Source organism: Devosia algicola (assembly GCF_028816455.1).
GTDB lineage: Bacteria > Pseudomonadota > Alphaproteobacteria > Rhizobiales > Devosiaceae > Devosia > Devosia algicola.
On sequence record NZ_CP118246.1, the window covers coordinates 1442428 to 1461939 of the forward strand.

20 protein-coding genes and 2 pseudogenes are annotated in these 19512 nt (G+C 57.4%); 6 read left to right on the plus strand and 16 right to left on the minus strand.

The features are described 5' to 3' along the window. Window positions 1-6 precede the first annotated feature (6 nt). The 3 genes from PSQ19_RS07680 to PSQ19_RS07690 all read right to left on the minus strand — a co-directional run bounded on the left by PSQ19_RS07680 (window position 7) and on the right by PSQ19_RS07690 (window position 1231). Window positions 7-354, minus strand: a complete 348-nt coding sequence (locus PSQ19_RS07680) for a GntR family transcriptional regulator (protein ID WP_282220288.1) — start codon at window positions 352-354, stop codon at window positions 7-9. 306 nt (window positions 355-660) lie between these two features. Further along, the gene (locus PSQ19_RS07685) at window positions 661-864 is read right to left on the minus strand and encodes a nuclear transport factor 2 family protein (protein ID WP_282220289.1); all 204 of its coding nucleotides are present in this window, start codon (window positions 862-864) and stop codon (window positions 661-663) included. A gap of 61 nt (window positions 865-925) precedes the next feature. Next, a complete protein-coding gene (locus PSQ19_RS07690; RefSeq protein ID WP_282220290.1) occupies window positions 926-1231 on the minus strand; it encodes an ArsR/SmtB family transcription factor in 306 nt (101 codons plus the stop codon). 22 nt (window positions 1232-1253) lie between these two features. On the opposite strand from PSQ19_RS07690, the gene PSQ19_RS07695 reads away from it, so the two are divergent. The 5 genes and pseudogenes from PSQ19_RS07695 to PSQ19_RS07715 all read left to right on the plus strand — a co-directional run bounded on the left by PSQ19_RS07695 (window position 1254) and on the right by PSQ19_RS07715 (window position 4445). Then, a complete protein-coding gene (locus PSQ19_RS07695; protein ID WP_328517745.1) occupies window positions 1254-1748 on the plus strand; it encodes a YeeE/YedE family protein in 495 nt (164 codons plus the stop codon). After that, window positions 1748-2202 (plus strand): annotated as a pseudogene (locus tag PSQ19_RS07700) (DUF6691 family protein). The gene PSQ19_RS07695 and the pseudogene PSQ19_RS07700 overlap by 1 nt, the downstream one beginning before the upstream one ends. Window positions 2203-2213: 11 nt before the next feature. Continuing rightward, the gene (locus tag PSQ19_RS07705) at window positions 2214-3116 is read left to right on the plus strand and encodes an MBL fold metallo-hydrolase (RefSeq protein WP_282220291.1); all 903 of its coding nucleotides are present in this window, start codon (window positions 2214-2216) and stop codon (window positions 3114-3116) included. A 139-nt stretch (window positions 3117-3255) separates the two neighbouring features. Further along, window positions 3256-4041, plus strand: a complete 786-nt coding sequence (locus PSQ19_RS07710) for a sulfite exporter TauE/SafE family protein (protein ID WP_282220642.1) — start codon at window positions 3256-3258, stop codon at window positions 4039-4041. 17 nt (window positions 4042-4058) lie between these two features. After that, window positions 4059-4445, plus strand: coding sequence for a DUF302 domain-containing protein (locus tag PSQ19_RS07715; RefSeq protein WP_282220292.1), 387 nt, complete (start codon window positions 4059-4061; stop codon window positions 4443-4445). A gap of 11 nt (window positions 4446-4456) precedes the next feature. Here the strand turns inward: PSQ19_RS07715 and PSQ19_RS07720 are convergent, their stop codons facing one another. From PSQ19_RS07720 to PSQ19_RS19340, 12 genes and pseudogenes are all read right to left on the minus strand, one after another. Then, window positions 4457-6376 carry a hypothetical protein gene (locus PSQ19_RS07720; RefSeq protein WP_282220293.1) on the minus strand — a complete coding sequence of 640 codons (1920 nt, stop codon included), beginning with the start codon at window positions 6374-6376 and terminating at the stop codon, window positions 4457-4459. Window positions 6377-6380: 4 nt separating this feature from the next. Beyond that, window positions 6381-7550 (minus strand): enolase C-terminal domain-like protein, encoded by a 1170-nt coding sequence (locus PSQ19_RS07725; protein ID WP_282220294.1) that lies wholly within the window; start codon window positions 7548-7550, stop codon window positions 6381-6383. 19 nt (window positions 7551-7569) lie between these two features. Continuing rightward, window positions 7570-8646, minus strand: coding sequence for an ABC transporter ATP-binding protein (locus tag PSQ19_RS07730; protein WP_282220295.1), 1077 nt, complete (start codon window positions 8644-8646; stop codon window positions 7570-7572). A gap of 9 nt (window positions 8647-8655) precedes the next feature. Then, window positions 8656-9501: a carbohydrate ABC transporter permease gene (locus PSQ19_RS07735; protein ID WP_282220296.1), complete on the minus strand. Its 846-nt coding sequence runs from the start codon at window positions 9499-9501 to the stop codon at window positions 8656-8658. Between the two features lie 3 nt (window positions 9502-9504). Further along, a complete protein-coding gene (locus PSQ19_RS07740; protein WP_282220297.1) occupies window positions 9505-10467 on the minus strand; it encodes a carbohydrate ABC transporter permease in 963 nt (320 codons plus the stop codon). A 58-nt stretch (window positions 10468-10525) separates the two neighbouring features. Further along, entirely contained in the window at window positions 10526-11836 is a 1311-nt protein-coding gene (locus tag PSQ19_RS07745; protein WP_282220298.1) for an ABC transporter substrate-binding protein, read from the minus strand. Between the two features lie 33 nt (window positions 11837-11869). Next, window positions 11870-12037, minus strand: coding sequence for a hypothetical protein (locus tag PSQ19_RS07750; protein ID WP_282220299.1), 168 nt, complete (start codon window positions 12035-12037; stop codon window positions 11870-11872). Next, the gene (locus tag PSQ19_RS07755) at window positions 12012-12758 is read right to left on the minus strand and encodes a carbohydrate ABC transporter permease (RefSeq protein WP_282220300.1); all 747 of its coding nucleotides are present in this window, start codon (window positions 12756-12758) and stop codon (window positions 12012-12014) included. The genes PSQ19_RS07750 and PSQ19_RS07755 overlap by 26 nt, the downstream gene beginning before the upstream one ends. Before the next feature lie 12 nt (window positions 12759-12770). Next, window positions 12771-15038, minus strand: a complete 2268-nt coding sequence (locus PSQ19_RS07760; RefSeq protein WP_282220301.1) for an extracellular solute-binding protein — start codon at window positions 15036-15038, stop codon at window positions 12771-12773. A 36-nt stretch (window positions 15039-15074) separates the two neighbouring features. Further along, a complete protein-coding gene (locus PSQ19_RS07765; protein ID WP_282220302.1) occupies window positions 15075-16190 on the minus strand; it encodes an ABC transporter ATP-binding protein in 1116 nt (371 codons plus the stop codon). Between the two features lie 9 nt (window positions 16191-16199). Then, window positions 16200-16529, minus strand: coding sequence for an enolase C-terminal domain-like protein (locus tag PSQ19_RS07770; protein WP_282220303.1), 330 nt, complete (start codon window positions 16527-16529; stop codon window positions 16200-16202). A gap of 55 nt (window positions 16530-16584) precedes the next feature. Next, window positions 16585-17325, minus strand: a pseudogene (locus tag PSQ19_RS19340) (enolase C-terminal domain-like protein); the annotation flags it as partial. Window positions 17326-17563: 238 nt separating this feature from the next. On the opposite strand from PSQ19_RS19340, the gene PSQ19_RS07780 reads away from it, so the two are divergent. Beyond that, window positions 17564-18235, plus strand: coding sequence for a GntR family transcriptional regulator (locus PSQ19_RS07780; RefSeq protein WP_282220304.1), 672 nt, complete (start codon window positions 17564-17566; stop codon window positions 18233-18235). 2 nt (window positions 18236-18237) lie between these two features. On the opposite strand, the gene PSQ19_RS07785 is transcribed toward PSQ19_RS07780, so the two are convergent. After that, window positions 18238-19512: an L-fuconate dehydratase gene (locus PSQ19_RS07785; RefSeq protein ID WP_282220305.1), complete on the minus strand. Its 1275-nt coding sequence runs from the start codon at window positions 19510-19512 to the stop codon at window positions 18238-18240.

The following is a 19512-nucleotide window of genomic DNA, read 5'->3' on the forward strand; positions in this document are numbered from 1 at the left end:
CCCTCGTCAATATTGGTCAGGCTCGGGCTTGTCGTGTTTTAGACTGGCGCTTAGCCGATTCAGATCAGTCTCAAGTTTCAGCGGACGATGCCCTTTGGCCTTTTCGGTCACAATCGTGCCCCGGCCCCGTGCCGCAATCAGCAACCCCTCGTCAGCCAGTATCTTGATGGCATCACGGATGGTTACCCGGGCGACGCCCAGTTCGTGGGTCAGTTGATCAAGCGAGGGCAATAACTCATTGGGCGCCCAAACGCCGGCTCGCAAATACTGCCGAAAATGGTCCACCACCTGCATGTAAAGCAGCTGCCGACTGCCCCGCAAAATACGAAATGGCTTGATCTGCTCTATATTCACCCGACAATAGCCCTTATGGCCGTTGGCTCTGCTCTATAAATTCTATAGTCCTAACAATAAGTCTTTTGCAAGCGCTTTGCAAAGCCAATGGTGGAACGCCCGAGCGCGCGTTGGGCCAGAGGTCCGCCTAAAACATGCCGTTTGGATTTGCCGCGTTTTCCGGCACCCCCTGCAGAACATCCCGGTGCTCAACGATCTTGCCATTTTCGTCGAACCGGAAAATATCGATGCCTGCAAAGTCATGATCGTTTGGCTAGTGCTGGTAACAATGCAGAACCACCTTGTCGCCCTCCGCGATGGCACGCTTTACCGCGACGCGCTTACCCGGCCATTCTTTCTGCATATGTTCGAAATAGTGATAAAGCCATCCTTGCCGGTGGCCACGTGCGGATTGTGTTGGATGTAGTCGGCCCCCGTGTAGCGCTCGATGGCCTCGCGTGGCATGCAGTCGTTAAACATCAACTGGCAAAATGCGACCGCGCTCGCTTTGTTCTGCTCCAGATCCGGCAAACCATTCACCTGTCAGTCGTGCTTGGAATTTGGTGGCGCATTTGGCCCCGCCCAATTTCCGTCAGGGCGTGCAATAAATATCGTACAGCGCCTCAAGCACCTTGGTGACATTATCCGAGGCCAGACTATAGCGGATCGATTGACCGTCACGACGGGTTCGGACCAGTCCTAACGCCCGTAATTTCCCCAGATGCTGCGACAGTGGCGACTGTTCCAACGCCACCAGTCCGGACAATTCACTGACGCTGCGCTCACCATCCAGCAGGTTGCACAGGATCAACAGCCGTTTGGTGTTGGCCATCGCCGTCAGCAATAGCGCCGCCTCTTCGGCCCTGGGTTCAAGTTCTTTGACGTCCATGGTTGACATATTAGAACATTCGAATATATTAATGCAAGAGAATTACAGTACCGCCGATTTCGGCATCCTCACCTATAAGCGACCAATATCCAATATGATAACAGACTTTTCGCCCATCTCCGCCCTGCTGGGCGGCACGCTCATTGGCACCGCCGCTATAGCACTTATGGTCCTGCACGGCCGGATCGCGGGCATGACCGGTATCCTGTCTGGCGCCATGGACACAGCGGATCGCAACAGGGGATGGCGTTTCGCCTTCCTCCTCGGCGCCATTGCTGCCCCGCTTGTCGCCACCCTCACCATGGGCCAACCGCTACCCTTCGCCAGCGACGCGCCAGTCGGGGCCGTACTTTTTAGCGGTGTCATCGTTGGAATAGGCGTATCATTAGCAGGCGGGTGCACCAGCGGACATGGCGTTTGCGGCAATGCGCGCCTATCGCCCCGCTCAATGGTCGCGACGGCAATCTTCATGGCGTTTACATTCGCCACGGTTTTCATTGTCCGTCATGTACTGGGGGGATTTTGATGCGTTCCTTGGTTTCAGCACTCGCGATCGGCCTCGTTTTTGGCGCCGGCATCATTATCTCCGGCATGAGCAACCCGGCCAAGGTACTCAATTTTTTCGACCTTGCCGGCACTTGGGACCCCAGCCTGTTGCTGGTCATGACCTCCGCCCTTGTCGTGACACTCGTCGGCTATAGTTGGGTTTTCAAACGTCCGGCGCCCCTGTTCGATGTCAGGTTTCACCTGCCCACGCGCCGCGATCTGGACCTGCCCCTTGTCGGGGGGCGGCGCTTTTCGGCATCGGTTGGGGACTATCTGGCTTCTGCCCCGGTGGGGCGATACCGGCCCTTGGTCTTGGTGAGCCCGTTGCCTTCTTGTTTGTCGACGCAATGCTTGTGACTATGCTGCTTGTCAATCGCGTGCGCAGATTGCGATCCGCAAACGTCAAACTCGTTCCGCAACCCTCGCACAATTGAAAGGAAGCAAAATGACCACGCCACAGTCGATATCTTTTGTCCCTGACATGGCCACGAGCCCGGTTGTCGTGCCATTTTTCGACGCTCACACCAATACGATCAGCTACATCGTCAGGGATCCCGGCTCCAACGCCTGCGCTGTGATCGATTCCGTCATGGATTTTGACTACGCCGCTGGCAAGATGGCATTCGAAGGCGCCGATCAGATCATCGCGCATATCCGCGACCATAAATGGCAATTGGAATGGCTCATCGAAACCCATGTCCACGCCGATCATCTCTCCGCCGCTCCTTATATTCAGCAAGAACTCGGCGGCAAGCTCGGCATCGGCGACCAGATTTGCGTCGTCCAGGATACTTTTGGCAAGATTTTCAACGAGGGCACTGATTTTCAGCGCGACGGATCCCAATTTGATCGCCTGTTCAAAGAGGCCGACACCTATCAAATCGGCAATCTGACCGCCCATACCCTGTTTACGCCCGGACACACACCCGCCGACATGGTCCACATCATCGGCGACGCTGCCTTTGTCGGCGACACCCTGTTCATGCCTGACGGCGGTTCCGCCCGCGCCGATTTCCCCGGCGGCGATGCGCGTACACTCTACCGCTCCATTCAACGGCTCCTGCAATTGCCCGACAAAATGCGCTTGTTCATGTGCCATGACTATGGCCCCAACGGCCGCGACATTCAGTGGGAAACCACCGTCGAGGCCGAGCGCGAACACAATATCCACGTTGGTCACGGCACCAACGAAGACGCCTTCGTTCAAATGCGCGAAGCCCGCGACAAGACCCTCTCCATGCCCAAGCTGATCATCCCCTCGCTTCAGGTCAACATGCGCGCCGGGAACCTGCCGCCAAAGGCCGACAACGGCAAAACCTACCTCAAGGTGCCTATTAATACTCTATAATATAACACTGAATCATAAGTAGTTTTACCAATAGTCAATGCCGCGACGTCCGACCCAGATCCCGCGTCGAGGTCATAATCAGGCTCTCGCCCCGGCAGCCTCAATCAGGCCGCTCGATAGCCAAACCGAAGGCCTCGTCATGCTCCTTGAGCCGTTCCAGTACATATTGGGTGTCTTGTCGGGCAGCCTCGTCGGCTTCACCCTCGGCCTGTTTGGTGGCGGCGGCTCGATCCTTGCCGTCCCGCTAATGGTCTATGTCGTCGGCGTGCCCGTTCCCCATATCGCCATCGGCACCAGCGCTTTCGCTGTAGCCGCCAATGCCGCGATGAATCTGGTCTCCCATGCGCGCCGTGGCAATGTCATCTGGCGTTGCGCCGCCATGTTCACCGTTGCCGGTGTTTTTGGTGCCTTATTCGGCTCACTGTTAGGCAAGGCCATTGACGGTCAAAAACTATTATTCCTGTTTGCCCTGCTCATGGTCGTGGTTGGCGGTCTGATGTTCCGCTCCCGCCGTGATGTCGGCACACCCGGGGTTTCCTGCAATCGCGAAAAAGCGCCCAAAGTGCTCGGCCTTGGTGGCCTGACCGGCGCCTTTTCCGGCTTTTTCGGCATCGGTGGCGGCTTCTTAATTGTACCCGGCCTCGTCGCCTCCACCGGCATGCCCATGCTCAACGCCATTGGCTCCTCACTGGTCGCCGTCACCGCTTTCGGCCTCACCACGGCACTTAGCTACGCTTTTTCCGGTCTTGTCGACTGGCCACTCGCCGGTGTCTTCATTGGTGGCGGCCTGATTGGGGGCATTTTGGGAACGCGTACTGCCGTCATGCTTTCTACAAGGAAGGGCGTGCTGAACATGGCCTTTGCCGGCCTTGTCATTCTCGTCGCCATTTACATGGCCGCCAAAACCTTCATCGCCTTTCTGTAGTCGCCCAAGGAATTCAAATGTATACCTTCAACACAACACTCATCGACACCGATTTCGCCACCGCGGTCACCCGTACACGAGACGCACTGGCGGCCGAGGGCTTTGGCGTGCTCACCGAAATCGACGTTCAAAAAACCATGAAGGCCAAACTCGAGGCTGACATGCCCGCTTACCTGATATTGGGTGCCTGCAACCCCAAAATGGCGCTCGAAGCCATCAAGATCGAGCCGCGCGTCGGCGCCATGCTGCCCTGCAATGTTATCGTGCGCCAACTCGACGGCAATAAGATCGAGGTCAGCGCCATCGACCCGGTCGCATCCATGTCCGCCATAAAAAATGCCGAACTGCAAAATGTCGCCGGTCAGGTCCGCGATATGCTCGCTTCGGTTATTAAAGCCATCTGACGCACACTTGTTCAGGCGCTGGCCTCATCCAGCACCCGCCCCCGCAGGGGCGCAATTGCCCCTGCTGCGGTGACCCATGGCGTGTCATATGACGGCGCCTGCGCAAACCGCGTCATGCCAAACCGCAGGCGCACGCTGGCACCCGGCTCCAGCCGAACCCGCACCCAGCGCCCATCTACCGGCACAGGTGCGCCATCCTCGCCAACGGCTTCGACCGTAGTAAACTGGTGCTCACCAAATACGCCAGCCTGCACGATCACCTCGCGCGCGCTGACCATATCGGTATTGCACAACACAATATCGGCACTATTCGCCCCCAGCTTATCGACCAGCGCTGCCACACCCGGTGGCAGCCCCGGCTGCTGGGTGTCTGCGTCAAAATAGCGGAACCGCGCATGCTGCAACCCGCCATGATAGACATGCATCGGCCCGCCCAGCGTCAGTTGCGCCAACCCCTCGACAATCATCGGCGTTAATTGTTGCCACATATGGATGGTCATCGATTCCCGATAATGATCCATGGTTAGCGGGTCATTTTCCGGCTTTCTGAAATTCTCGATCTGGCTGGCGATCGTCGTCAGATTGGCCTCAAGCAGCTTTTCAGGATAGCTTTCGTCCCGGCCCCGCATGAACCTGAACCACTGCGCCGTGTTGCCGTTGAACCCCATATGGCCGCCATTGGTCACGCCGTAGCCATTGTAGGCCGGATTGACATTATCGAAATATTCACCCGACCAGCCGCGCTCCGCCCGCTCGGCATCGGCCTCGTCCATCGACAGGTTCCAAAGATATACCGCATACATTGGATGGACCCGCCGATAGTCGCGCCACCCCTCATCATAGTGCCGGTTCGGCACCACCCAGTGCCCGTTGTCGTCCTTGCCCAGCGACCAGAGCATGTCGATCTGCCCACGCGCCAGATCCAACTTGCCCATATCGCCGGTCAGCGCTGCCGCATTGCAGCACGCCACGCACAGTGGCTCCTGGATCGAAAACGAACCGTGCGGCCAGCGCCAGCCATAATAGCCGCCCCACCATTTCCCACCATTATATTCGCCAATTTCGCCCGACAGCCCGATATTGTCGGGAATGATGCCGCCATTGCGCGCCGTGCGCTCCTCCCAGGCCGCCAGATAATTCAGCACCCACTCGCGGTACTTTTCCTCCCCGCCATACAAGAATGCATGGGTCATCAGCGAGGTTGCCGTCAGGCTGAGCGGTACATCGCCACGGGATTGGCGGCTATTTATCCGCTCCAATATCGCCGCATAAGTTGCGTCATCCGACCAGGGTGTCTTGGCGGCATAACGATCAATCCCCGGCAAATCTTCAAATGGCGGCAGGTAATTGTCGAGAATTTCCCGATGCGTCGACCAGTCCTCGCCCGTCTGGACCCAACGCGGCCCGCGACTGCCGGTGATCGGCGATTGGATCAGGCGCTTTTCAACGTCATAATTGGCCGCTTCCGTGTCCTCGCCATTGTAAAAACCGGCAAACCGCCGGGCCCGTTGCCGGTCCTTGGGCACGGCCGGATCAGCCAATCCAAAGAAATAGAAGAACAGATTGCTCTCGCCGTGATGCATCCAGTCATAATAGGCATCGAACTCGCGATGTATTTGCCCATATTCGGTCCATTGCCAGGTGATCCCGTCCCAAATGGTCCGCGACCGCTCATAAACTTCCTTGCTGCCCCCCAGCGCATAATAGAGCGGCATGTTCATGAACCCCTCATAGGGATCGTCCGACCCATCCATGCCCGGCCATTCTTCCCGCCAGATCAGCGTGCCGTCGCTACGGGTATAGCGATCGGCAAACTCTATCGCTGCAACGTCGAGCGTAGCAAATATTTGGCGCTGCAGCAGCGCCCATTTCGGCAAATCGTGCCGCTGCCGGGCGTGGATCCGGGGCATCTCGTCGCTGGGGTTGGTCATGACTTTACTCGTACACTGCCTTGCCGGTTTCGTTCTTTTTCAGCCAATCCCAATTGATGTTGATCCCCAACCCCGGGCCCTCGGGTACCGGTACACAGCCATTGGCATCCACCGCGTCCAGATCATCAGAATAATCGTCGGCAAAGATCGGGCATTGCGCCTTGGGCCCGGCGACCTTGGGATTGACCAGCCCGAGTTCATAATAATTGGTATTGCGAATGGCCGACATGCAGTGGCGGGGCGCATGGCCCGGCGCATGGATTTCGCAATCCACCCCAAAACCTTCTGCCACATGAGCCAGCTTCATGACCCCGGTTATGCCACCGTCATAATCGACATCAGCGCGCACATAGTCTGTGCCCTCGGCAATCAACTGATCAACCCGCAACTCAATGCCGCGCACATGCTCGCCCAAAAGAATTGGTGTCTTGATGATCTGGCGCAGTTTCTTGTGCGCATAGGCCGAGTGGCCACCATCCTTGTAGGGGTCCTCGTACCAGAAATAATTGGCTTCGTCGCAGGCCTTACCGACCTTGAGTGCATCGCTCCAGTTTTCATATTCGCAGCCCGGATCGATCATCAGATCCATGCCATCGCCGACCGCCTTGCGGGTCGCCAGAACAGCCGCCACTTCGCGCTCGATCGGGCCATGTCCCCAGCCATGAATCTTGTAGGCCGGATAGCCCATTTCCTTGCATTGCAGCGCAAAATCGCCAAATGCTTCAGGACTATCCAGCCCCCCATTGTCATCGCCATGATAGGTCGAGGCGTAGGCGGGCAATTTTGTGCGCCAACCGCCGAGCATTTCCGAAATCGAGGCGCCATAGACCTTGCCCGCAATGTCCCATAGCGCGCAATCGATCGGCCCCATGCCAAAGCGGTCATGCTTGCGCAGGGCGCGTTTTAGGTCATTCCATATGACTTCGCGGTGCAGCGCGTTCTTGCCGATCAAATAGCGTGCCGCCATCGCCACTTGCGCATAGGAAACACCTACCCCACCGACATATTCGCCCGTTATGCCTGCCTCGGTTTCGATGGTGAACACATAGTCGGTGTGCTCAGTCTTAGCACCCTTGAGGTAGACATTATTGAAGCCGTTATAGTCGACCCCGAGGTCGCGTTGCTGCCATTTATATTCGTGCACCGTCAGGCGCTTGATGCGCAGATCTTTCATTTGCTTTGCCTTTCAGGATTTATATGCGATCGCCGGTTTCGGGATCGAACAGATTAAGCGCGGTTGTGTCGACACTCAGGGTCATGGGCTCGCCCGGATGCGGTCGCTCGCGCGAACCCAGTCGCGCCGAAATCATCTGCCCGCCAACGTCGAGCACCACCATCGTATCCGGTCCCGTCGGCTCCACCACATCGACAATACCCGTCAGTGCACTGGGCCCCGCGCCCTTGCTGAAGGTTTCCGGGCGAATGCCCGCCACCACCTTTTTGCCAACATAGGCGCTGGCTCCCTTTGCAACGCCCGACAGTTCAAGTGTCTCCTCGCCATGATGCAGCACCAGCTTGCCGTCCTGATTTTCTAGCGTGCCATTGAGAAAGTTCATCGTTGGCGAGCCAATAAACCCCGCCACGAACATATTGGCGGGTTGCTCATAAATGGTCTGGGGATCGGCCAGTTGCTGGATTACCCCGCCCTTCATCACCGCAACCTTGGTGCCCAAGGTCATGGCTTCGACCTGATCGTGGGTCACATAAACAACGCTGGTCCCCAACCGGTCATGCAGCCGCTTGATTTCGGTGCGCATCTCCACGCGCAATTTGGCATCAAGGTTCGAGAGTGGTTCATCAAACAGGAACAGGTCTGGGTTGCGCACGATAGCCCGCCCCATGGCGACCCGCTGGCGCTGCCCACCCGAAAGCTGCCCCGGCTTGCGGTCGAGCAGATGCGATATCTGCAACAGATCCGCCGCCCGGCCAATCGCATCCTCGCGACTGCTGGTGTCGACCCGGCGCATTTCCAGTCCGAAGCCAATATTGCGTCGCACCGACATGGTTGGATAAAGCGCGTAGGATTGGAACACCATGGCGATGTTGCGATCCTTGGGATGAATATCGTTGACCGTCCGCTCCCCGATCACCACATCGCCGCCCGAGGATGGCTCCAGTCCGGCAATGATTGACAGCAATGTCGACTTTCCACATCCCGATGGTCCCAGCAGCACCAGAAAGCCGCCGTCCTCCAGCTCCAGATCAATATTGTGGAGCACTTCGACCGAGCCAAAGCTCTTGCGTACACCCTTGATGGAAAGTGTTGCCATAGTGGGCTCCTAGCCTTTGACTGCGCCGGCGGTAATGCCGGCAACCATCGCCCGCTGCACAAAGGCAAACAGCACGATGACGGGGAGGATGGAAATAATGCCGCCAGCGGCCAGCATGCCCCATGGCAGCTGGAATTCGCCGACCATGAGTTGCAACCCAACCGGCCATGTGCGTGATCCCTGGCTGGTGGTCAGCATGAGCGCGAACAAATATTCGTTCCACGCGGCGATGCCGACAAACACCGCCGTTGCCAGAAGACCATTGCGCGCAATGGGAATGACAATTCGGAACATCGCCCCCAATCGCGTCGTCCCATCAATGCGCGCCGCACTTTCCAGTTCCTTGGGCGCCGCATCGAAAAAGCCCTTGAGCATCCACACGAACAGCGGCAGCAGAAAGCTGGTATAGGCAATTGCCAGCCCAATGGAGCTATCAAGCAGCCCCACTTGCCGCATGACGATAAACAGCGGCACGATCATCAGGACCGCCGGGAACATGCGCACAATAAGATAGGCCAGCATCAGCTGCGTGCGACCGCGAAAGTGAAAGCGGGAGAACGAATAGGCAGCAATGGTGCCGGTCAACATGCAGATCAACACCGTTACTGACGTCGTGATCAGACTGTTGACCACCAGCACCGGATAACCCGACTGGTTCCACAAATTGACATAGTGCTCAAAGGTGATCCGCGTCGGAATATAGATCATGTTCCGGGTCACGATATCTTCTTCCAGCTTGATTGAGGTCAGGAAGGTCCAGACAATCGGCGCAATACAGATGAATGCCAGAAAGATCAGCACAACATAACTGCCGATATCGAGGACCAGTTTTGAGCGTGAGCGTGCAACAGCCATGGTTCAATCCTGATTGACTTTGGAGAGACGGACATAGACCCAGGCAAACATCATCAGCAGAATGAACATGATGACCGAGAGCGCCCCGGCATAGCCGAAGTTGAAGTCTTTGTAGGCAGTCTGGAAGGCATAGAGCGACAGCACTTGTGTACTCCGCCCTGGCCCCCCGCTGGTCAGAATCAGCAGCAGGTCCGGCGAATTGACCAGGCCGATCACCCGCAAGATGACCGCAGCCGCGATCACTGTCTTGAGCATCGGCAGCGTGATCAGCCGTAACTGCGAGATCGATCCCGCCCCATCAATGTCCGCCGCCTTGTAGAGATCGGTCGGAATACCTTTGAGCCCCGCCAGCAGCAGCAGTGTGAAAAACGGAAAACTGTGCCAGGCCTCAACAATGATCGCCGCCGCCATCGCGGTTGATGGATCGGCAAACCAGGCCTTGTATCCACCCAGCAATCCCACCTTGACCAAAAGGTCGTTGATCACCCCAAGCCGCGGGTCGAGCATCAGCGCCCACATATGCCCCGCCACTACGTTGGGCAGGAAAAACGGTAACAGGATAAAGACAGCCAAAACCTTGGTGCCGGGCAGATTACGATTAAGTGCTAGCGCCGCGATCAGCCCGACACTGAACTCGATCGTCACCGCCGCCGTCACCCACACCGCCGTATTACGCAGCGATATCCAGAATATCTGGTCCGACAGCATCCGTTGATAATGCTTGAGCAGCACCCAGTCCGTGCCCAGATCGGGCCGGTTCAACCGCATCTCCCGAAAACTCAGCTGAAAACCATAAAGCGTTGGATAGATCACCACGCCCATGATCAGCAGCGCGCTGGGCAACAGCAGCAGGTACATCCAGAACCGCGTTTCCGACAATTCGCCGATATAGCGCGCCGGATTGATCCGATCCCAGGTCGAGAGCGGTCTGGACGACGCCATAATGGATTGCGGATTGGAAGTCATGTCGGCTCCTGCCATTCAATCAGATTATGGGGCGGCCACGTTTGGCCGCCCCACACGGTCAGCCGATGGCCTGGTTCAACCCATCGATCATTTCATCGACGGCCTGCTCGGGGGTAGCCTCGCCAATTAACGCCCGCTGGAAGGCAGGCAGCACAACGCTTTCCAACCACCCGGCAAGCCCTGGGAAGCTAGGCTGCGGCCTGCCAAAAACCAGCGTTTCAGCCGCTGGCTTGTAGAGCGGATTATCAGCAATGCGCGGATCTGCCGACGCCGAGTTGGATGCGGGGAAATAGCCGGTCTTGTCGAGGAACGCGATGGCCGCATCCGGCTCGCCCCAGAACTTGATCCACTCCCAGGACGCATCCGCGTTTTCGTCCTTGGTGATTGAATTGTAAGCATAGGCCAGGCGCGCCACCCGCGCCGCCGGTCCCGCCGGCATCGCCAAGGTGCCGAACTCAACCCCCGGCTCCAGCTTGGAAGCAATATCCTGGAACGAACCGGTATGATGCCAGATCATGCCGGTCTGGCCGGTCTGGAACCCTTCGATCACCTGCCGGAACCCGTCATTGGGTGCACTCGGCGGTACAACCTTGTCTTGGGTCAAAAGCCCGGAGAACCAGGCGATGCCTTCAATCGCCTTGTCCCGATCCAGCCCTATCTGGTCGCCCTGCTGCACAGGTGAACCAAAGGCTTCCATCACATTGTTGATATAGTTCTGACCGCCCGGACCACCGCGCAGCCCAAACCCGTACCGGCCCTTGGATGGGTCGGTAATGGCAATCGCCGCGTCACGCATTTCTGCGTAAGTTGTCGGCGGCGCAATGCCGGCTTCTTCGAACCAGTCCTTGCGGTAATACATCCAATCGACAAAACTGAACGCGGGCAGCCCATAGATCTTGCCGTCCTTGGTGATTGAATCAAACCGGCTATCATCGAAATCGCTGCGCTTGTCCCAGTTGGCGAGCCGCTCGGTCATGTCGGTCAGCGCCCCCATGGCCAACAGATCAGCAAACCGTTCGGACGACACCATGGTCACGTTTGGCCGACTATCAGCCAGCACGGCCGCCGTGATCTTGGCCATGAAATCAGGGTTCGGAATATTCTCCTGAGTCACCACAATGTCCGGATGCGCTGCCTTGAACAGCTTCATCACCTCTTCAAGCCCGGCAAACTCGGACTGGCTGGTAAAGGTGTGCCAATAGTTGATATTGGCTGTCTGTCCGAACGCCAGGCTTGGCGTCAGCGCGGTGGCGGCCATTAACCCGGCCCCAATTTTCAATACGGAGCGTCGATTGAAATTCTTGTTCATTGCTTCGTCCTCCCAGTATTTTACCCGCCCAATGCGGGTAACTTTTTCAAATTCGACCAAGGCCGAACCTCCCGTCCGGAGCGATTGGCTTGCTTAGCCTTTTTCCGCTCCCGACAACGTTCCCGAGCGCACAAACCGCTGCGCCACCATGAAAATCAGCAATACTGGCAGCACCACGATGATCGCCGCCAGAATGACCTCCGGCTTTTTTATCGGCACATCGTTGGCCGGCAGATTACTCAGCGCCCCCGAACCGCTCACCAGCGCCGTCAGCCCCACCGGTAAATTGTAGAGCCTTGTCGTCGCTGAGCAGCACGAAGGCCAAAAAATAGTTGCTCCAGATCGCCAGAAAACTGAAAAACGCCACCAGCGCCACGATCGGACGCGCCAACGGCAGCGCGATACGCGTGAACAACTCAAACCGGTTGCAGCCATCGACCCGCGCTGAATCCATCACCCCTTTGGGCAAGGACGTTGAAAAATATACATAGGCGAGATAGACCCCGAACGGGAAAAACCCCGACGCCAGGATCAGCCCGGCATAGGTATTATTGAGCCCCAAAAGATTCATTTCGAGAAATATCGGCAGTACCACCGCCGTGCTCGGCGTGATCATCGCGATCATCGTCATGATCAGGATCAGCTTGCGTCCGGGAAATTCCGAAAGTGCCAGCGCGTATCCCCCCGGGATAGACGCCACCAGCGACAGCAACACCCCACCCACCGAATAGATTGCAGAATTGGCGGCCCAGGTGCCGATCTGGAAATTATTATAGCTGGTCAGGTTAGTCCATGTTTGGCTGAACGCGGCCCAACTGCCGATCGTGAACGGGGCATCGGAAAACAGCGACGCTTCCGAGCGCGTACCGGCCATGAACAACCACAACAGCGGTATGCCGTAAAAGCACACGGCAAAGGCCAGCGCCGCAAAGACGACAAAACGACCCAAACTGAAGCGAGATTGCAAACTGCGGCTGGCCATTCGCTTACCCCCTCAATCGAGTTTATAGAAATTGGTAGCAAATACGATCACCAATGCAATCGCGATGGACGACCCCACCAGCATGGTGCTCAGCGCCGCCGAAGCCCCGAAATCGCCCATACGGAAGGCATATTGAAAGGCCATTTGGTTCAGCGACCAGTCATTCTGGGCAAACTGGGTGCCAGCCATGCCCATCAATTGCGGCTCCACGAATAATTGTAGTCCCGTGGCAAATGACAAAATACCCATCAATACGATTGATCGCCAGATCATCGGCAGCTTGATGCGCAGCGCCAGTTGCAATCGGCTGGCGCCATCGATGCGCGCCGCTTCCATTACCTCGGTTGGCAGGCTCGCCAAGGCGCCGCCGAACACCACGATCCAGCCGCCTGAAGCCGAAAAGTACGCCATAAGCGCAAAAACACCGGCCAGACCGATGCCCGAGATCACATCAGCCCGTGATACCCAGCCCACCATTTGCAGGATAGGCTGGAAAGGACTGACCGAAGGGTCAAGCACAAACAGCCACAACACTACAATGGCCGATGAGGTAACCGCGCCCGGCAGAAAGTAGACCGTGCGCAACATCGTAGCCGCTCGCCGCCCCACGCTGTCGAGCATGAGCGATAGTGCCCCCACGCAGATCACCGTCATGCTCACCCAGATCGCAACGAATGTGAGCACATTGACGACGCTGGCCGGCACGCGAAAATCATCAAAGACGAACTGGTAGTTCGTCGGACCCCAAAACACCATTTCGATGGTATCGAAAAAACTCAGGCCGAACGCATAGCCAATCGGCACCAGGCCAAACATCAGCAGCAAGAGCAGATAGGGCAACAGCAGCAGATACGACATGCGCGTGTCGAGAAACGCCTTGCGCCGTTCCTGGGCGACCCGGCTGGCGGTCATTGGCGGTGCGGATGTTGGGCTGGTTGCTAGGCTCATGAAGGTATCTGCGCCCCGTGTGAAAGCTGGGCGCCCTGCACGCAGGGCGCCCCGTTTTTCAACTATTCGACCGTATAGCCATTGAGTTTGGCCAGATTGGTCAGGCTCAGTCTGCAACGCAGGCAGGGCATCGACGACGGTGCCCCCACCGCTCATGCCCTGGGCCACGACCTTGGCAATGGCGTCCGATACGCTGAAACGCAGGCTGACATAGCCGGGATGACTATACTTGGCGGACCCAACTTCCACATCGAACACATCGGCGTCGGCATAGTAAGAGTCGGCCTTGAGCTTGGCGCCCCAGGCGATTGCTGAAGGCTCATGGGCCGGCAAGGTCACAGCGTCGGTCTGGTTGGCAATATCGGTAGCCATCCATTCGATAACATCCACCACTTCATCGGGATGCGCTGTGTCTTTCCAGCCACCATAGGTGCCCCCGCCCCAGCTCCAGGTCAATGGTTGGTCCTGGTCGTCCCACTTCAGCGGCATTGCGGCTGCCAAGGTGCCCTCGGGCCATTCATAGGTTGGCTTGATCACATATTCGCCGAACCATGTTGGCCCGATGATCAGCGGCACCTTGCCGGTCTTGGCCAGATTGACAAAATCGGGCTCGAATGGCCCAACCTTGGCAAGGCTGCCATTGGCAACCATGGCATCGACCATGGCAGCAGGCTTGGTGCATTTGTCGGTCGTCAGATCGATCTTGAGCGTGTCGGGCTTGCCCTCGACCGGCATGGCCATATCGCAACCATCCGACACCAGGAAACTATAGAGTGGGAAGGATTCTACAGCCGAACCCAGCACATAGCCTTCAGGTCCCAATTCGGCTCCCAGCGCTTCGAATTCAGCGTAGGTCGTCGGCACAGCCTTGCCCAGCTTTTCCATTAATGGCTTGTCGTACCACACCATCATGTGGGCCAGGTCGTTGCGCAGGCAGTACAGTTTGCCATTGACCTCGCAGGGCGAATTGCCATTGGGATAAAATTCGTCCTGCAGCGCCTGCGGCACCTTGTCGGTCAGATCCATCAGATAGTTGGAGCGCCGCGTCGACAATTGGGCGGTGTAGCCAATATCGGACAAGAACACGACATCGGGAATTTCACTCTTGGCCTGCATCGCCAGTTGCAGTTTGGCGATCAGATCGGCTGGTGCCACGGTGGTAACGTTCAGCGTGACATTGTCATGGGTCTGATCATAGAGCTCGAACATCGACAGGCGCGGTGTATCCGACCAGATATTGAGCGTCACCTGATCCTGTGCCAAGGCACCACCCGCCATCATTGCCAACGCCAATCCGCCCGCAACTGCCGTCGTTGTCTTCAGTTTATGCATGCTATTCCTCCTGTTATGTGCCGGTTTCCCACCGGCTTAGGTGTTCTTGGCCGTGGTGATTGCGCTACCCCCGGCATTGAAGATGTGGACGTGATCCGCCCGCAACCCGACCCTGACCTGTTTCCCACTGGTCAGGGGTGAATGTCCGATAAGTTGAATTGTGACGACGTCGGGCGCCCCGGCATCGAGATAGACAAAGGTGATATTGCCCAACCGCTCGACGGACTCGACGCGTGCCGGCAGGGCGGTGATACCGTCTGGCACCGCCTCCTCCGCCGCGATCAGTTCGAGGCCCTCGGGCCGGACGCCGATGGTAACCGCATCACCCTTATTGGCGCCCTTGAGTGGCAGGTCCAATCGCGCCTCTTTATTGGCGTCCAGCCCAATGCTGGCCACCCCATTGGCGACAGTAAGCACGGTGCCAGGCAGCATGTTCATTTTTGGCGAGCCGATGAACCCGGCGACAAATTTGTTGCTGGGCCCCGCATATAAGTCCAGCGGCGGGCCCACCTGCTGAATGACACCCTCGTCAAGCGCGACGATCCGGTCCGCCAGCGTCATCGCCTCGACCTGATCATGGGTCACATAGATCATTGTCGCTCCGAGTTCGCGGTGCAACCGTTCGATCTCAAGCCGCATCTGCACCCGCAGCGCCGCATCCAGATTGGACAAAGGCTCGTCGAACAGAAACACTTTTGGATGTCGGACGATGGCGCGACCAATGGCAACACGCTGGCGCTGCCCGCCCGAAAGCTGGGCAGGCGACCGCGACAGCAATTCCTCCAGCCGCAAGATGCGTGCCGCTTCCTTGACACGTGTGTCGATTTCAGTGCGGTCGAACTTGGACAGTTTCAGATTAAAGGCAATGTTGTCATAGACATTCATATGCGGATAAAGCGCATATGACTGGAACACCATGGCAATCCCCCGATCAGAGGGTTCTGCAAAGGTGACGTCCTTGCCATCGATCAGAATGTCACCCTCAGTGACGGTCTCAAGACCTGCGATCATGCGCAGTAATGTCGATTTCCCCGAACCCGACGGCCCGACAAAAGCGACGAATTCGCCCTTTTCGATCGCGAGATCTATCCCCTCGATAACCTTGACCGATCCAAAGGATTTCGTGACCGCCTTGAGTTCGACACTCGCCATGACGTCGCCCTACTCGATTTTCTCGGTAACGCTGACCTTGGTCAAAGCGGTCTGGTCCAGCGCGTCAAAATCGAACGAATAACCCAGCCCCGGCTCATCGGTGACATTGAGATAGCCATCAGTAATGGCCAACGGGCCAAGCTTGTCGAGGCCCTTGATCTGCGCCTCGTCCATGACCAGCTGCTCATAATAGTCATTATTGGCGATGGCGGCACACAATTGGGCATTTTCGCGCCCCATGCCATGCACCTGCGCCCGCATGCCAAAACTGTCGGCCATATGGGCAATTTTCATCGATCCGGTAAAGCCACCCTTGTAGAAAGTGGATACCCGCGTCATGTCCAACGCCCGGTTTTCGATCCAGGCTCGCCATGTTCCAGTGAACGCCGTCCGAGGTTTCGGCGGCCAAAACGGGGATCGTCAGTTTTTCACACAGCTTGGTGTAGGAGCCGAGATAGAACTCGCGCATCGGCTCTTCGTACCAGAGAAATCCGAGATCCTGCAGCGCCAGTCCAACTTCAAGACTATCAACATAGTCCCAGCCAGCCGATCCATCAAACATCAGATCCGCATCCGGCCCCACCCACTCGCGCAACTTTGTCGATAGGTCGATATCGCGCTTCACATCGCCCCAGGCGTGCAGCTTGAATGCCTTGAACCCCAGATCACGGCTCATCTTGATATAGCGCTCATATTCTCCAAGCGTTGGCCAGGTGACCGTCGAGGCATAGGCAGGCACTTTTGGATCATTGCCGCCCAGCATCTGGTAGATCGGCATTTTTGCCGCCTGGGATTTCACGTCCCAGCAAAGCTGGTCCAACAGGCCAAGCGAGCGCATGTGCACTTCCTCGACCCGGTCGATTTCCCACATCAGGTGCCACATCCGTTCAGTCATCAGCGGATTCTCGCCGATAAATCCCGAATAGCGGCGGCGCACCATATCAACTACCGCATCGCCGCGGCCAATCTCGATGGCGCCTGTCAGCCCGCTGTCGGTTTCCATGCGGATCACCGCCTTGCGCGGCTTACTACCGCGGGGGATATCGCCATGTGAGCCGGGCAAGCCGTTTCGCCAGATAAACTTTGGGCCGGGATCAGCCTCAACCAACCATGCGGTAAACCCAGTGATCTTCATCAACAGCCTCCAACAGCCCCATTGAGATATTATTCAGCGATGATGAGATATTACGAACCGAGCGACAAGCCCCATTATGCTAATAATGCCAAGATTTTCAGTTAATACGACGACTCAAGGGCTCTAAAGTCCAGCAGAAACAGCATACTTCTCTCGTTCAAGATATTTTCAACACGCCTGTTGATATGTTACAGCAGGGGTGTAGACCAGTCTCCTCGGCGCAATTAAGGCTAGCCAGATGGATAAGATTTCTCGCCCCGACGCCGAACAACAAAGCAATGAAGGATACCGCCGCTTCCGCGAAGCGCTTCAGCAGGGGACCCTGACGGCGGGCATGATCGTAACCCAGAATGATCTATGCGAGCTGCTGGGCATCTCGCTATCGCCCCTGCGCGAAACCTTGGTCCTGCTTGAAGAATTCGGTCTGGTCGAGATCAAGCCGCGCACCGGCATCCGCATCATTTATCCTGAGGTCGCCTTTATCCGCGAGAACTACCAGTTCCGCATCATGATCGAGACATATGCCCTGCGCGCCTTTGGCGATCAGGTGACTGATGCATGGCTATCCAACATGCGCGAACGCCATGAGGAATGCCGCATCCAGCTCCAGGGTTCCGTTGAATTCGAGGAGGCTCAGGCCCAGATTACCTACGTTGACCGCCGCATGCATCGCGAAATTGTCGAGGCGCTGGAAAACCGGGCGATCCTGCAAAATCACGCGCGCGTGCAGGAAAACATTTCCATGGCCCGGCGGGTTCACCAGCGCTCAATTTTCCGCGGTCAACTCATCGACACGGTTGACGAACATCTGCTGGTAATTGACGCTCTCGACCGCCGCGACACACCCGGCGCCATTGCCGCACTCGAGGCCCATTTCCGCGCCTCGACCCACCGCACCTTCGCCGCCTGATTTCAGGCTCGGAACGTATATTCGGCGATTGATGCCGGCTTCATCTCAATCGAAAAACCTGCCGCCTCGGGTGGCATGTAAGCGGCGTTGCGGATCACGCACGGGTCAATGAAATGCTCATGCAGATGATCCACATATTCAATCACCCGCCCCTGCTTGCTGCCCGATACCACCAGATAATCGATCATCGACAGATGCTGGACATATTCGCATAGCCCCACCCCACCGGCATGGGGCCACACTGGCAACTCGAACTTGGCGGCCATCAACAGCACCGACAGCACTTCATTAAGCCCCCCGATCCGGCAGGCATCGATCTGCACGATATCAATCGCCCCGTCCTTGATGAACTGCTTGAACAGGATCCGGTTCTGGCACATTTCCCCGGTCGCCACCTTGATCGGCGCAATCGCCTTGCGAATGGCACGATGCCCCGAAACATCATCAGGACTTGTCGGCTCCTCAATGAAATAGGGATTGAACCGCGCCAATTTCCCGACCCAGTCAATTGCCTCGTCGACCTCCCACACCTGGTTGGCGTCGATCATCAACAGCCGCTCCGGCCCGATAATCTCACGCACGATTTCCAGCCGTCTGATATCGTCGTCCAGATCGCGCCCGACTTTCATCTTGATGTGGTCAAACCCCTGCTCAACCGCTTCGGTCGCCAAGCGGCTCAGCTTTTCGTTGGAATAGCCCAACCACCCCGCCGAGGTGGTATAGCAGGGATAACCCTCCGCCCGCAGCGTCGCCATCCGCTCCGCCTTGCCCGCCTCCGCCTTGCGGAATATCGCCAGGGCCTCGTCCGGCGTGATCGCATCGCTGAGATAGCGAAAATCGACAATCGAAACCAGTTGCTCGGGCGTCATGTCGGCCACCAATTGCCACACCGACTTGCCCGCGTCCTTGGCCAACAGGTCCCATACCGCATTGACCACCGCCCCGGTCGCCAGATGCATGGCCCCCTTGTCCGGCCCGATCCAGCGCAACTGGCTGTCCCCGGTCACATGTCGCCAGAAACGCCCCGTATCGGCGCGGATCCAGTCCAGTTCCAGCCCGACTGCCCGCCCGCGCAACGCTTCAATGGCAGTGCACACGACTTCATTGCCCCGACCAATGGTAAAGGTTAGCCCATGCCCCTCATGCTCACCGTCCGTGCCCAAAATCACATAGGCCGCCGAATAATCGGGATCCGGGTTCATCGCATCCGACCCGTCGAGCGCCGCCGACGTCGGGAACCGCAAATCATGCACTTTCAGGCTGGTAATCTTGCTCAT

Bases quoted from the DNA above. Each gene is read 5' to 3' on its own strand.
- PSQ19_RS07765 (WP_282220302.1), bottom strand. From the start codon at position 16,190: ATGGCGAGTGTCGAACTCAAGGCGGTCACGAAATCCTTTGGATCGGTC.
- PSQ19_RS07715 (WP_282220292.1), top strand. From the start codon at position 4,059: ATGTATACCTTCAACACAACACTCATCGACACCGATTTCGCCACCGCG.
- PSQ19_RS07705 (WP_282220291.1), top strand. From the start codon at position 2,214: ATGACCACGCCACAGTCGATATCTTTTGTCCCTGACATGGCCACGAGC.
- PSQ19_RS07695 (WP_328517745.1), top strand. From the start codon at position 1,254: ATGCAAGAGAATTACAGTACCGCCGATTTCGGCATCCTCACCTATAAG.
- PSQ19_RS07770 (WP_282220303.1), bottom strand. From the start codon at position 16,529: ATGACGCGGGTATCCACTTTCTACAAGGGTGGCTTTACCGGATCGATG.
- PSQ19_RS07760 (WP_282220301.1), bottom strand. From the start codon at position 15,038: ATGCATAAACTGAAGACAACGACGGCAGTTGCGGGCGGATTGGCGTTG.
- PSQ19_RS07720 (WP_282220293.1), bottom strand. From the start codon at position 6,376: ATGACCAACCCCAGCGACGAGATGCCCCGGATCCACGCCCGGCAGCGG.
- PSQ19_RS07710 (WP_282220642.1), top strand. From the start codon at position 3,256: ATGCTCCTTGAGCCGTTCCAGTACATATTGGGTGTCTTGTCGGGCAGC.
- PSQ19_RS07730 (WP_282220295.1), bottom strand. From the start codon at position 8,646: ATGGCAACACTTTCCATCAAGGGTGTACGCAAGAGCTTTGGCTCGGTC.
- PSQ19_RS07740 (WP_282220297.1), bottom strand. From the start codon at position 10,467: ATGACTTCCAATCCGCAATCCATTATGGCGTCGTCCAGACCGCTCTCG.
- PSQ19_RS07755 (WP_282220300.1), bottom strand. From the start codon at position 12,758: ATGGCCAGCCGCAGTTTGCAATCTCGCTTCAGTTTGGGTCGTTTTGTC.
- PSQ19_RS07725 (WP_282220294.1), bottom strand. From the start codon at position 7,550: ATGAAAGATCTGCGCATCAAGCGCCTGACGGTGCACGAATATAAATGG.
- PSQ19_RS07690 (WP_282220290.1), bottom strand. From the start codon at position 1,231: ATGTCAACCATGGACGTCAAAGAACTTGAACCCAGGGCCGAAGAGGCG.
- PSQ19_RS07735 (WP_282220296.1), bottom strand. From the start codon at position 9,501: ATGGCTGTTGCACGCTCACGCTCAAAACTGGTCCTCGATATCGGCAGT.
- PSQ19_RS07780 (WP_282220304.1), top strand. From the start codon at position 17,564: ATGGATAAGATTTCTCGCCCCGACGCCGAACAACAAAGCAATGAAGGA.
- PSQ19_RS07785 (WP_282220305.1), bottom strand. From the start codon at position 19,512: ATGAGCAAGATTACCAGCCTGAAAGTGCATGATTTGCGGTTCCCGACG.